The sequence below is a fragment of the Kitasatospora sp. NPDC098663 genome (assembly GCF_044760075.1).
Taxonomy (GTDB): Bacteria; Actinomycetota; Actinomycetes; order Streptomycetales; family Streptomycetaceae; genus Kitasatospora.
The window spans coordinates 1-12,013 of the sequence record NZ_JBIWAP010000093.1 but is presented as its reverse complement, the minus strand read 5'-3'; the positions used below and the strand labels follow the sequence as shown (position 1 = coordinate 12,013).

Here is a 12,013-nt window from a genome sequence, read left to right as displayed (position 1 = left end):
TTGTAGCAGTCCATCGAGCGTGGCCAGCTCGGTGAGAATCCGGGCGGAGCCGGTCGCTACGGCGATGGCGAGCGCCGCCTCGCCCGTTGCGGCTGGGTGGTCCGGGCCGTTGGCAGCGAGCTGGGAGATGGCCGAGCGGGCGGGGTAGAAGCCGCGGTCACCTGGGCGCGGTCGGCGGCGAGGCGCCGTGGGCGCGGGGGCAGTCGGGGAAGGGGATCCGGGTCCAGTGGCGGGCCGCCGGGCAGCTGCAGGCGCTGTACGGCGGGGCCGGTAACACCCCGGCGGGCGCTTCGGCGGGCGGGGCGTGGCTCGGGGTGAGGATGAGTAGGAGGGCGTCGGGGGCTTCGACGAGGCTGAGCCAGCCCTCTTGGGGTCCGGATCCGTGCAGCAGGGCGTCGACGGCTTCGTCGAGGGCCGCCGCGGTGACGGGCGTGCGCCATTGGGCGGCGGTTGTCTGGGCGAAGTCGCGTGCCGCCGCGGCGGCTTCCGGGTTTCCGGGCAGGTGTCGTGTCGCCGCTTTGGGGACTCCCAGTCCCAGGGCCAGGTCGCGGTCGAAGCGCGGATGGGCGCGGTTATGGGGCCCGGTCAAGGGGTGTCCTCCGGTGCTGGGGTGCGGCGGGTGTCGGCGCAACGTTTCCCATCCCTCACGGGTCGCAACCGCCCGGGGTGGTAAAGCGGGGCCAGGCGAAAGACACCCGTTTGGAGGACACCGCGTTCGAATCGGCGGCCGCTAGCATTCCCGGGCGGTCTTTTGCAATTGCAAATGGGATTGCAAACGGCCCGGCTGTCCGTATGTCCGTGCGACAGAAAAGGGGAAGAATCGAATGACTATCGAAATTCCGGAGAACGGGGTCCGTGCCGATTCGCTGGGTGTGGAGTGGGTGAAGAGCCCGAGCAGCCGCGAGGAGGGGAACTGCGTCGAAGTCGGGCCGCTGCCGGACGGCGCCGTCGCCTTCCGTAACTCCCGCGACAAGGGCGGACCCGCCCTGATCTTCAACCGCGACGAGGCCGAGGCCTTCGCCTGGGGCATGGAGAACGGGGCTTTCGACCACGTGTTCCACCCCTGACCGATCCGGGTCCGTGGGATCTATAGAACGGCGGGTATGCGGGATGGGCGCCGTGGGATAGTACTTTCCCGAAACCGCGCCCTCAGGAGTGCCGCATGCCCGCCCACCCGGACCGTTCCACACCAAGCGACCCCGACGGCGACGAGGTGCTCAGGCTCCACTGGAGCGGGCCGGTGGGCGCGGCGAAGGTCCTGGGCACGATGCTGCGCAAGCTGCGGGAGGAACGACGGCTGCGCCTGGCGGACGTCGCGCCCCGGATCCGGGCGTCAGTGTCGAAGCTGAGCCGGATGGAGCGCGGGGAGAACACCCCCTCCAAACGTGACGTCAACGACCTGATCGCCATCTACGGCGTCGGCCCCGACGTCCGCGCGTACGTCGACGTGCTTCTGGAGCGTGTCATAGCGGGACCGTTCGCCGCCGAGTACGCCGACATCACGCCCGGCTGGTTCAGGCGCATGATCGGACTGGAGGTCGAGTCCGCCCGCATCCAGTACTGGGAGGGCGGCGTGGTACCCGGACCGCTGCAGACCAGCGCCTACGCGCGACGGATGATCAGGGCCGGCCTGCCGCGGGCCCCCGAGGAGGAGATCGAGCGCCGGGTGAGCCAGCGCATGGACCGCACCCGGCTCCTGGACGACGCCGAGCGCACGGTCGTGGCCCTGCTCGACGAGAGCGTGCTGTACCGCAACAGCGGCGGCCCCCAGGTCATGATCGGGCAACTGGAGCACCTCAAGGAACTCGGCCGGCGGCCGAACGTGAACGTGGCGATCCTGCCGTTCACCGCCGACCTGACCCCGCCGGCGGGCGCCTTCACCCACCTCGCCTTCGAGTACGGCGGGCCGAGCGACGTCGTCTATGTCGAGGGCCCCGGCATCGGGGCCACCTACCTGAGCAAGGACCCGGACGTCGAGCGCTACGCGGACCTGCTGAACACCCTGCTGTTCCATGTGGCCGACTACGAAGTCGGCCTCGCCCTCATCGACAAGGCCATCGGGATCCACCACGACAGGATGCGCGACCCCGGTCAGTGAACCCTGGCCACGCCGCCGAACTCCGTCCACTCGTCACTCGTCTGCGCCGTCCGGGATCCGGCCAGGTCCGGGCGCCACCGCGACACCTCCACCACCCCGGGGAGGAGGATCTCCATGCCCTCGAAGTAGCCTTCCACGTCCTCCTCCGTACGGACCTCCCCCCAGTGGCCGTGGGTGAGGTCGGCCATCAGGTCCGTGATCCGCTGGCGGACCTCGGGCCGGGGGCTGACGAGCTGGGAGATGGCCATGTAGGCGGGGGCGCCGACGGGCAGCCGCTCGCGGACCTGGCGCACGAGCCGCGCGGGCGGAACGTACCCCTTGCCCGGGATGCAGTGCAGCACGGAGACGAACAGCGCCGCCGTCGGCTCGCCGGGCAGGATCAGGTCCCGCACGGCCTTGCTGGCGAAGATCTTCTCGGTGTCGCGCATGTCGGCGTGGACGACGGCCGCATTCGGGTTCCCGGCCAGCACGGTCCGCCCGGTGTGCATCACCATCGGGTCGTTGTCGACGTACACCACCCGGCAGCCCTCGTGGATCTCCTGTGCTATCTGGTGCACGTTGTGCTGGGTCGGCAGGCCCGAACCGTGGTCGATGAACTGCCGCACCCCGTAGTCACGCACCAGCGTCTGCACCGTGCGCACCAGGAACGCCCGGTTGATCGCCGCGACCTCCACGCTGCTCGGCGCGACCTTCAGCAGATCGCGTACCCCGTCGCGGTCCGACTGGAAGTGGAAGTGCCCGCCCAGCAGGAGGTCGTACATGCGGGCCACGCTCGGGACGGCCGGATCGTAGGTGATGGGAGAAACGATTTCCGCATCCGGTTCCAACGCGACCACCCCTGGCTCGGTCTCCTCGATCGAAGTGTCCATGCTAGAGCGCTACATGACGCCGCACCAGATTGTTAAACGACTCCGTTACCCGTAAGGCTGAACTCCGGGCGGATGTTATGGCGCACCTGAGCGAAGGGGTGGCGCAGGTACGAAACCCCGCGCCACCCCTGTCCGCCACACCCGCCGCAGCCGCTGCCCCGTTCACGCCTTCCCGGGGCCGAAGGCGAGTTCGCCGACCAGGGCGCGCGGCAGCCCCCGCTCGGCGGCGAGCACCAGCCCGGCCGCCGCCGACGGTTCGACGCCCATCAGTTCTGCGGCCTCGGTCAGCCGCATCCCCAACCGGTAGTGCAGAACCGCCGCGTCGGCCACCGCGACGGGCAACAGGCGGTGCAGCACGTCCGCCTCGCCCTGGCCGAGGGACATCCGGCCGTTCAGGGACACCGCCTCACGCACCAGCCCCCACGCGCCGGCCGCAAGGCTGTGCTCGCACACCAGACGTGGCCAGCACGCCGCCAGCGCCCCCACCACCTGCTCGACCGCCTCGCCGGCGGCGGGCGTGCGGCCCAGCCGGGCCACCGCATACCTCCGATACGGGCCCCGGCGGCGCTCGACAAACGCGTCCAGGCCCGCCGCCTCAACCCCCGTCACGATCCCCCCCTTCCGGCACGGCCGAGCGGGCGAAGCACCCGGACGGCCCGAACTCGTCGGAGTAGACGGACGCGAGCGCCGCGTAATGCACACGCTCCCAGTACGGCCGCAGGTCACCCGGGTGCCCGCCCAGCGCCGCGGCCAGCTCGCTGACCACCGACCATTCGGGCACCGTCTCTCCCGCCAGCAGCGAGCACACCACCTCCACCGACACCCCCCGGGCAAGGACGCACACGGCCTCCGGATCGGGCTGCCCGGCCGCCAGGTACAGCCCCCGGACCGCCTGCACCAGCTGGTCGGCGGCGCCCGCCACCGACACCCGCCCCGCCCTCGCGACCCCCTGAGCCACCTCCCACAGCAGCCGCAACTCCTCCGGCGCCCCGCCGAAGGCCCGCGCCAGCATCAGCAGGACCGGCCACGTCGGCACCCGGTCCCCGGCAAGGATGCGCGAGACGTACGACGGCGAGCACCCGGCCAGCTCCGCCGCCGCCTGCGGACTCACCCCGCTGCGCTCCTGCAGCGCCGTCAGCGCCGCGGCGAGCAGATTCGCACGGCCCGGCTCCGTCCCCGCCTCCCTGTACGAGGCCTGCGCCGGCACGACCGGCACCACACCCGACACGGCCCCCGGCACGGGCTGCACCTGCCGGTTCGAACGCCGGCTCGGCTGCTGCTCCACCCGCCGAGGGGTCCACCGGCGCCGGGCCGAGTCCGGCTGGACACCCAGCGCGACCGCGATCTCCGCCCACTCCCACCCCGCGACCCGCACATCGTGGACGACCGCCGCCACATAGTGGTCGATGTCATCCCGCAGGTCCCGCGCGCACGCCAGCCTCACCGTCAGCGGTGCCCGACGCGCCTGCGCCTCCAGCAGCCGACCCGCGCCCGCGTGCACATCCTCCGCCACCAGCTGCCCCAAGCCCCCGGCCGCCCGGGCCGGGCGGCGCGCCGCAGCCTTGGCCGCATCCCGCTGCCGCTGCGCCCGCTTCTGGCACGCCACCTGGTGGTACTGCCGGGGCCGCCCGGCCTTGACCGGCCGCCGGAACACCTCCCCGCAGGACGGCAGCGCGCACTTCACCGTCACCCAATCCGCCATCTTCACCCGCTCTTTTCTCGCTCCCACAGCGGCATTTCCACCCCCGGGGGCGGACCGCGGCACGCGGCGCCCCCGGAGCCGGCGGTCAGGGGGTGCCCGCCCGAGCGGACACCCCCGACCGCCCCTGCTACGGGCGCAGCCGCAGCCGCCGGAACTGGCATCGCGCCTGACCGGCGGCAGTGACCAGAGCGCCGACTCCGGCGAACTGCCACCCCGACAGCCAGTTGGCACATGCCAGTGGCACGGCCGCGGCCGAGGCGACCGAGCCGAGGGAGACCGAAACTCGCCAGTAATCGAAGCCGGACCACCTTCGGTCCGGCTCACTGGTACGTTCGGTGGTGATCACGGGGCGAATCGACCGCCCCGTGAGGGCGTGGCGGTGCATAGCACTCCTCCGCTCGGGCCCCGGCCGTGGTGTGGCGACACCATCGGCCGGGATTCTCGTAACTGACGCTCCAAAAGGTACTCCCTTGCGAAAGGGGCTTGCGCCGTGGATGCCAGAACCCCGTGCTGCACGTGCGAATGGGAATGACATTCCTGATGAGATCCCATCCCGTTTGCAGATCCCGCGTCCGGGCAGGTGTCGACATGGAATGCGGCCAGGAATGAGCGCTTTTGGACATCCCTTGGGCTCCATCGATCGGGAAGGGCCATTTTCCGGGCCAATGCGCCGCGCAGTGACTACAGGCCTGTAGATGGCGGACTGGTTTTCGATATCCATCGAATTGCAGATGCAACCAATCGGATGGCGGGATTCCGAAATATTGTGATGCAAGTCACATCATGTGCGGTCGTGAAGGCCGCCGGGGACGAGGGGCTCAGCCCCCTGCTCCCGCCCAGTGTCCGGAAGTGGGTCGCTCAGCCCATCCACGCGCAGAGCCCGGGTGTTGCCGGCGGCGCGCGCCAAGGCGTGGGCGGCGGCCCGCTGGCGGCGGTACTGACCTCGGCGCTTCGAGGTGATTGGCCTGTTTGCTGGCGTTGCACGCCGACGCGAAACCGGTCACCCCCGCCGTCCGCCGAAACACCGAAGAGCTGTCGCCCCGGCTCGCGCAACTGATCGCCGACACCATGGACACCCCCGCCTACCTACGACGGCTCACGCTCACCCCGAGCACCTCGATCGAGGCGCTCGACGCCGCGGTGCACCTCGTCATGGCCGACTGGAAAGCCGCATCAGCCGCCAACCGCACGGACACGAGGCATCAGCACACCGAACTCCCGGCCAGTCCCGTCGAGGCCAGCCCACACCTCACAACCCAGCTCCAGGACCAGCCATGACCGAACCCGCGATCACGCCGATCGGCAGGGTCAAGCACCGCCCGCACGCCCGCATCCGGCGCTCCCGCGAGAGCCGCGCCACCCCCCGGCCGGCCACCGGTGCCCAGCCGGCCGCCGAGGCGAGCCCCCGCACCCGGCTGGTCGAGGGGCACACCATGAGCGGCCCCGAGCGCATCGCGGCCTGGGGCGGCCTCTGCGACTGGGTGACCTGGCTCCACGACCGCTACGAACTGGCCGTCGAGTCGAGGCTGCCACGCTGCTGGGCCGACCACCCCGGGCTGATCGAAGCACTGTGGGCGCTCAAGGTCTGGCGCGAAGAAATTTACGGCGCCGCCCCGGAGCAACAGGTCGGCCAGGCAGCACGGTACTGGCACACCGAACTGCGCACGGTGGTGGCCAACGCGACCGCCGTCTACGCCACCGCCTGCCGACCGGGCACCGAAGCCCCGAGTTCCGGGCCGCCGACTCCCCGGACCTCCAGGAACGCTGGACCGGGGCCGACGCCTGGGCAGGCATCCCCAGCCGACTGCTGGCCACCCACGCCGACCCGGCCGAAGCCGGCACCCCGGACCGGCTCACCGCAGCCCAGATGGACGATGCCCGGGCCTGCGGCCTCGCCACGCCGATCAGTCCCGGCATCCCCGAGTACGTGAGATTCGTTCGCCGCGGTGGGAGGAGCCGTTGTCGACGACCCAGAACACCCGCTTCGCGCTCGCATAGGGCTCCTGGGCCATGACCCGGGCGACCAGGTTCATGAACGGGTCGATGCCGGTGGTCGGCTCGCAGCGGCCGAAGGCCTTCGCCTGGTGAACGTCGCAGGCGGCCAGGTAGGCCAGCGCACTACCGCGGCCGTAGGTGTGGTTGACGCGCATCGCGCGCGCCTGCCCCGGAGCGAGAGTGGGGTGGCAGCGGCAGCGGGCCTGGACGGAGGTCTTCTCGTCCGCGCCGAGCGGGATGCCCTGCCAGGTGCGGGCGTACAGGCTCAGCACACGCTCGGCCTTGGCGCGGAAGTTGGGGTCGGTGATGAAGATCCAGGAGCGGTGCTGCCAGGGCTTGAGCGCGTCCTCGCGGAGCCAGCGGCGCACGGTGGAGGCCGAGATCGGGCCGGTGATGTCGCGAGCGGCAAGTTCGGCGGCCAGTTCCGGGCACGACCAGCGCGCCAGCGGTACCCCGGTCTCGGCGGGCAGCTGGCAGGTCAGCGCCTTGGCCTGGGCCACCTGCAACGGTGTGTAGGACGGCGGCCGCCCCGACCGGTCCCGGTCGGACAGGCCGGCGAGCCCACGGTCGGCGAACCGACCCCGCCAGCACCGCACCGTGTCCAGGTGCAGGCCGGTCTCACGGGCGATGCGCGCGTTGGAGCGCCCGCGCGCCGCGTGCAGCACGATCTGTGCGCGTATCCGCAGCCGGTACTCGGTCTTGTGGCCGTAGGCCATCAGTTTCAGCCGCTCGCGCTCGGCGGCACGCGGGGTGATCGGACGGGCGGCGGCAACGGTCAAGGCAGGCGGGCCGATCAGACGAAGTGGATCAATGACAGGCCGTAGCCTGCCGCATCCTGGAGCCCGGCCGTCGGGCAGGATGCCCACGCCCTCGGAACACACCCGCCTGTCCGTGGGGGCACGCCTCGGCGAGCGCGCCCGCTCCACCTGGCCCCGGATCAGGCAGCTGCATGTCCGCACCGCGCTCGACTGCACCCGCCGACTCCGCCTCGCCGTCTTCGACACCCGACCGGACGCCGCCCAGAACACCGCCCCGAGGCCAGCTTGTGATTTATCCAGCGGTCTCGAACAAGTTGGCCTAGTCAGGTGATCGTGAGCGATTGCCCCCTGATCCTGAACTGCACCTCCCCGTTGCCCAGCGCATCGTGGGCTCTGTGGCGGGGAATCTCAGCTGCGGTGCCGGGCACGACGGGGCTAGCGTGGTGCCTTTGTGAGTGGGAGGGGATCGCGGTGCTGGTCATGCCCGGGCGGCGGACGCCGACGATGGAGCTGCTGGCCGCAGAGGCGGCGGGCCGTGGGATGGCGGTCAGGGCTGCGGATGATTCCAGCTTGGTGGGCCCCGCGTACTGGTACGGCGGGCCAGTCGCGGGTGCCAGGCTGGCGGGCCAGCTCGGGTTCGCGCTGCTGGAGCCCACGGACGACTGGCTCGCTGAGCTGTCGGAGGAGTTCACCGGCCGCTGGGTCCGGGCTGCGACCGTGGCGGACGCGTGGGCGCTCGACCGGCCGACGTTCGTGAAGCCGCCCCGTGACAAGTCCTTTCCCACCGACGTCCACGCCGACGGCTCGCGGCTGTCCGCCGATCTGGACCCGGCGACGCCGGTGCTGCTGTCCGAGGTGGTGACCTTCGCAGCGGAGTACCGGCTGTTCTTGCTCGACGGCCGGATCGCTGCGGCAAGCCGGTACGCGGTGTTCGGCCGGCTTGACCCCCGCCCGCTCGGTACGGACCTGGCCGCGCGGGCAATCGCAGCGGAGATCACGGAGTTCGCCGACCGGCTGGTCGCCGAAGTTGGGCACACGTTGCCGAGCGCCGTCGTTGTGGACGTTGGGCAGCTGCTCGACCCGTACCGTCCGGGCCACCGCTGGGCCGTGGTGGAGGCGAACATGGCATGGTTCTCGCACGCCTACGCCGCCGATCCGGCACGAGTGCTGGACGTGGTCCTGCGGGCGGCGGGCCCTCGCGAGCATGTGCAGCCTCGGGACCTGGCTTTCGAACGGCACTGACCCACGCCGCTCGCCCCAAGCTTCCCGCAGTCAGCCCGGCTCTGACCGGATTCCAGGAACTGGCACTTCCAGTCTTGCCAAGATCGCCTGATGGAGGAAAACCCGGGCCCGGTGATCACTCGTTCGGGTGTTCCCAGGACAGCGGAACGGCCTTCGCGTCATCCTGAACTCGACCAAGAGGAACAGGACTTGACGTGAAGGCCGTGGTCGTGAGCGTGGTGGAACAGGGCGTGCAGGACGAGCCGTTCGCGGAACTGTCGCGCTTCCGGGGGGTCTTCTACAACTGCCTCACCCGTCGGCGTGACGCGCTGTTCGAGCTCACCGACGCGGTGCTGTGCACCGACGGTCCAGTGAAGACCCTGGTCGGTTTGGCGCTCGCTCCCGAGCACCGACGTGGATACGGAGCCTTGTACGGCGCGCTGAACAGGGGCCGCCTGGACGTCGAGCAGCTGCGGGCCGAGCTGGCCGGCCTGCCGCTGCCGCGCGCCGCCGACGGACGCCTGGTGCTGGCGGTGGACGTCTCGCCGTGGCTGCGGCCCGACGCCGACACGAGCGACGCCCGCTCGTTCTGCCACACCTACGGCCGGGGCGAGGCCAGACACCAGATGATCCCGGGCTGGCCCTATTCGTGGGTCGTCGCCCTGGAATCGGGCCGGACCTCGTGGGTCGCCCCGCTGGACGCGGTGCGGCTGGAGCCCGGCGCCGACGCCGCGGCCGTCACCGCAGCCCAACTCCGGCATTTGGTAGGCCGGTTGATCGCCGCCGGACAGTGGAGTCCGGGCGACCCGCCGATGTTGATCGTGGCCGACGCTGGCTACGACGTGATGCGGCTGGCCTGGCTGCTGCGCGACCTGCCCGTGGAGATTCTGGGCCGTCTGCGCTCGGACCGGGTGATGCGCCGCCCGGCTCCGACCCGCGCGGAGTTCGCGCTGGCCAACCCGGCCGGCGGGCGGCCGCCCAAGCACGGCAGCGAGTTCATCTTCAAGGACTCCCGGACCTGGGGCGCCCCGGACGCGGAGACGAAGGCGGAGACCACCCGCTACGGCACCGCCCACGCCCAGAGCTGGGACCGGCTCCACCCCGAACTGCAAGGACGCGCCGCCTGGCGCGACCACCCCGGCCAGCTCCCGGTCATCGAGGGCACCGTCGTCCGCCTCCAGGTCGACCACCTGCCCAGCGGCGGCGACCCCAAGCCGCTGTGGCTGTGGTGGTCACGACCCGAGGCCGGCCCCGCGGAGACCGACCTGGCCTGGCAGACCTTCCTGCGCAGGTTCGACATCGAGCACTTCTTCAGAATGATCAAGCAGACGCTCGGCTGGACCGCTCCGCGACTGCGGGAAGCCGAGGCGGCGGACCGCTGGACCTGGCTGATCGTGGTCGCGCACACCCAGCTTCGCCTCGCCCGCTCTCTGACCACCGACCTACGACGGCCGTGGGAGAAGCCGGCCGAACCGAACAAGCTCACCCCGGCGAGTCCGCCGCGGGTTCCGACACCTGCACGCCAGAACCTCAACGCCGGCCGCAGTGCCGAAACCCACCTGCCCCGGCCCCGGCCGCCCGCCCGGCTCGAAGAACCGTCGTCCCGCGAACCGCTACGACGTGGGCCTGCTCCTGGTCACCGGCGAGCCCTACCGCCGACCAGCCCACCACAAGGTCGGCACCAAACCCCGGCGGGCTGGATAAATCACAAGGCCAGAGCCTGTGTCTGAACTCCGATCGGATCAGCGCTCCGCGCCGGGCGCGGCGTCCAGGTGGGCGAGTGTGCCGTCGAGCCAAGCCGTCTCGGCCGCGGTGGTCGCCCGCGCGATCGTCAGGATGCCCTCGCGGAAAGGGTCGTTGACCTCCTCCGCCCGCAGCGGTCGGTCGCCCGCGTAGAAGAAGCTGCTCGGCCGGGACAGGAACGCCTTGCGGCGCCGGAGAACGGCTGCCTGTCCGGCGGGGTTGTCCAGCAGGCGCAGGAAGGCGAGGACGGTGAACCAGCGGTTCTCGTCGCTGATCTCCGTCTCGTCGGCGTTTCGTAGGCGGCTCAGCAGCTCCGAACGCCCGGGTGCGGTCAGCGACAGCACGTGCCTGGGCGCGGCACGGGTCCCGGGTTCCGTCCGCCGTTGGAGCAGGCCGGCCTTCTCCAGGCGCTTGATCGCCGGGTAAAGCGTGCCGTCGGCGATGGGCCGGACGTGCCCGGTGAGGTGGGCCACCCGGCGTTTCAGCTCGTAGCCGTGGAGCGGCTGCTCGTAGAGGAAGCCCAGGATCGCCAGTTCCAGCATGGCCTCATTCTTGCGCATGGCAGGGCTGACTCCTGCCTCCCTCTCGAAATACATCGTTGGCTATGTATAAAGTCTACGATGCATTCATCGAGGCGCGGCTGACGACTGCTGCGCGAAAGAGACGGAGAAGAAGCCCATGCACGCTGCACCGGTGACGGCCGACGGTTCCTGCATCCGTTGGGGCTGCCCGGTTCCGGCGGGCCCGACCGCGCGCCCGCGCGCGTCTACCTGCACGGTCTCGGCGCGGCGGCCGCGCCCTACTTCGCGGCAAGCACCGTCCACCCGCTGCTCGCGGGCCCGCGTGCGCTCCTGCTCGACCTGCTGGGCTTCGGACTCAGCGACCGGCCCGTCGACTTCGGGTACACCCTGGAGGACCACGCCGACGCGGTCGCCGTCGCCCTGCGTGCCACCGGGGTGCGCGCCGCCGACGTGGTCGCCCACAGCATGGGCGGCTCGGTGGCGATCGTGCTGGCGAACCGGCATCCGGAGCTTGTGAGTCGCCTGGTGTTGGTGGACACCAACCTTGACCCGCTGGAGCCGTCCCGGGCACGGCCGGGCAGCAGTGGAATCGCGACCTACACCGAGTCCGATTCCTCGCCCACGGGTGGGCGGAGACGCGGGACCTGGTCGGCGCTCACTGGTGGTCGACCATGCGGCTGGCCGGACGGGAGGCGCTGTACCGGAGCGCGGTCCATCTGGCCACGGGCACCGTGCCCACCATGCGCGAACTCCTCCTCGCCCTGCCGATCCCGCGCACCTATCTCTACCCGGAGGCGGACGGCGCGCCGGGTCGGGCCGACCAGCTGCAGGCGGCAGGCGTCTGTGTGGTCGCCGTGCCGGACTGCGGGCACAACATCATGCTGGACCAGCCCGACCACTTCGCCCGGCTGACCGCCGAGGCGCTCAGCAAGTGAGGACGCGCCGCGCCACGCCGTCGGCTGAGGCTCAGGCACCGGCTCAACCCCCGACGGACTTACGAACTCGACCACGTAGGGCTTGCAGATGAACTACCCATCTTTTTATGGCTCGTGACGTCATGATGGTGCCATGGGTGTGGTGGAGGGGCTTGAGGCGTCGCTGGCGGT

Annotated in this window: 12 protein-coding genes and 1 pseudogene; 7 read left to right on the top strand and 6 right to left on the bottom strand. The window is 71.0% G+C overall.

Translation table 11 applies throughout. From position 1 onward, the window contains the following. Positions 1-157: 157 nt before the first annotated feature. Positions 158-589 (bottom strand): hypothetical protein, encoded by a 432-nt coding sequence (locus ACIQVZ_RS41360; RefSeq protein WP_402458021.1) that lies wholly within the window; start codon positions 587-589, stop codon positions 158-160. Between the two features lie 235 nt (positions 590-824). On the opposite strand from ACIQVZ_RS41360, the gene ACIQVZ_RS41355 reads away from it, so the two are divergent. Both ACIQVZ_RS41355 and ACIQVZ_RS41350 read left to right on the top strand, forming a co-directional pair. Further along, a complete protein-coding gene (locus tag ACIQVZ_RS41355) occupies positions 825-1,067 on the top strand; it encodes a DUF397 domain-containing protein (RefSeq protein WP_402458020.1) in 243 nt (80 codons plus the stop codon). Positions 1,068-1,162: 95 nt separating this feature from the next. Beyond that, the gene (locus ACIQVZ_RS41350) at positions 1,163-2,098 is read left to right on the top strand and encodes a helix-turn-helix domain-containing protein (protein WP_402458017.1); all 936 of its coding nucleotides are present in this window, start codon (positions 1,163-1,165) and stop codon (positions 2,096-2,098) included. Here ACIQVZ_RS41350 and ACIQVZ_RS41345 read toward each other — a convergent pair. The 3 genes from ACIQVZ_RS41345 to ACIQVZ_RS41335 all read right to left on the bottom strand — a co-directional run bounded on the left by ACIQVZ_RS41345 (position 2,092) and on the right by ACIQVZ_RS41335 (position 4,669). Further along, on the bottom strand, positions 2,092-2,967 hold the full coding sequence (locus tag ACIQVZ_RS41345; RefSeq protein WP_402458014.1) for an SAM-dependent methyltransferase: 876 nt from the start codon (positions 2,965-2,967) through the stop codon (positions 2,092-2,094). The two genes, ACIQVZ_RS41350 and ACIQVZ_RS41345, sit on opposite strands and share 7 nt — an antisense overlap. 162 nt (positions 2,968-3,129) lie before the next feature. Further along, positions 3,130-3,576 (bottom strand): hypothetical protein, encoded by a 447-nt coding sequence (locus ACIQVZ_RS41340; RefSeq protein WP_402458011.1) that lies wholly within the window; start codon positions 3,574-3,576, stop codon positions 3,130-3,132. Then, a complete protein-coding gene (locus ACIQVZ_RS41335) occupies positions 3,563-4,669 on the bottom strand; it encodes a helix-turn-helix domain-containing protein (protein WP_402458029.1) in 1,107 nt (368 codons plus the stop codon). The genes ACIQVZ_RS41340 and ACIQVZ_RS41335 overlap by 14 nt, the downstream gene beginning before the upstream one ends. A 969-nt stretch (positions 4,670-5,638) precedes the next feature. Here ACIQVZ_RS41335 and ACIQVZ_RS41330 point away from each other — a divergent pair. Continuing rightward, positions 5,639-5,947 carry a hypothetical protein gene (locus ACIQVZ_RS41330; RefSeq protein WP_402458008.1) on the top strand — a complete coding sequence of 103 codons (309 nt, stop codon included), beginning with the start codon at positions 5,639-5,641 and terminating at the stop codon, positions 5,945-5,947. Continuing rightward, positions 5,944-6,600 carry a hypothetical protein gene (locus tag ACIQVZ_RS41325; protein ID WP_402458006.1) on the top strand — a complete coding sequence of 219 codons (657 nt, stop codon included), beginning with the start codon at positions 5,944-5,946 and terminating at the stop codon, positions 6,598-6,600. Before ACIQVZ_RS41330 ends, ACIQVZ_RS41325 begins: the two co-directional genes overlap by 4 nt. Here ACIQVZ_RS41325 and ACIQVZ_RS41320 read toward each other — a convergent pair. Further along, positions 6,574-7,443, bottom strand: coding sequence for an IS630 family transposase (locus ACIQVZ_RS41320; protein ID WP_402458003.1), 870 nt, complete (start codon positions 7,441-7,443; stop codon positions 6,574-6,576). The genes ACIQVZ_RS41325 and ACIQVZ_RS41320 overlap by 27 nt on opposite strands. 483 nt (positions 7,444-7,926) lie before the next feature. Here ACIQVZ_RS41320 and ACIQVZ_RS41315 point away from each other — a divergent pair, with 483 nt between their 5' ends. Together ACIQVZ_RS41315 and ACIQVZ_RS41310 are read left to right on the top strand one after the other, a co-directional pair. Then, the gene (locus ACIQVZ_RS41315) at positions 7,927-8,664 is read left to right on the top strand and encodes an ATP-grasp domain-containing protein (protein ID WP_402458027.1); all 738 of its coding nucleotides are present in this window, start codon (positions 7,927-7,929) and stop codon (positions 8,662-8,664) included. Positions 8,665-8,873: 209 nt separating this feature from the next. After that, positions 8,874-10,347 (top strand): annotated as a pseudogene (locus tag ACIQVZ_RS41310) (NF041680 family putative transposase). 38 nt (positions 10,348-10,385) lie between these two features. Here ACIQVZ_RS41310 and ACIQVZ_RS41305 read toward each other — a convergent pair. After that, positions 10,386-10,928, bottom strand: coding sequence for a PadR family transcriptional regulator (locus ACIQVZ_RS41305; RefSeq protein WP_402458024.1), 543 nt, complete (start codon positions 10,926-10,928; stop codon positions 10,386-10,388). A 177-nt stretch (positions 10,929-11,105) separates the two neighbouring features. Between ACIQVZ_RS41305 and ACIQVZ_RS41300 the strand changes: the two genes are divergently transcribed. Continuing rightward, entirely contained in the window at positions 11,106-11,819 is a 714-nt protein-coding gene (locus ACIQVZ_RS41300; protein WP_402458001.1) for an alpha/beta fold hydrolase, read from the top strand. Positions 11,820-12,013: the final 194 nt, after the last annotated feature.

Excerpts from the sequence above, each read along its gene's own strand:
- ACIQVZ_RS41355 (WP_402458020.1), top strand. The coding sequence starts at position 825 with ATGACTATCGAAATTCCGGAGAACGGGGTCCGTGCCGATTCGCTGGGT.
- ACIQVZ_RS41350 (WP_402458017.1), top strand. The coding sequence starts at position 1,163 with ATGCCCGCCCACCCGGACCGTTCCACACCAAGCGACCCCGACGGCGAC.
- ACIQVZ_RS41345 (WP_402458014.1), bottom strand. The coding sequence starts at position 2,967 with ATGGACACTTCGATCGAGGAGACCGAGCCAGGGGTGGTCGCGTTGGAA.
- ACIQVZ_RS41335 (WP_402458029.1), bottom strand. The coding sequence starts at position 4,669 with ATGGCGGATTGGGTGACGGTGAAGTGCGCGCTGCCGTCCTGCGGGGAG.
- ACIQVZ_RS41325 (WP_402458006.1), top strand. The coding sequence starts at position 5,944 with ATGACCGAACCCGCGATCACGCCGATCGGCAGGGTCAAGCACCGCCCG.
- ACIQVZ_RS41315 (WP_402458027.1), top strand. The coding sequence starts at position 7,927 with ATGGAGCTGCTGGCCGCAGAGGCGGCGGGCCGTGGGATGGCGGTCAGG.
- ACIQVZ_RS41305 (WP_402458024.1), bottom strand. The coding sequence starts at position 10,928 with ATGCTGGAACTGGCGATCCTGGGCTTCCTCTACGAGCAGCCGCTCCAC.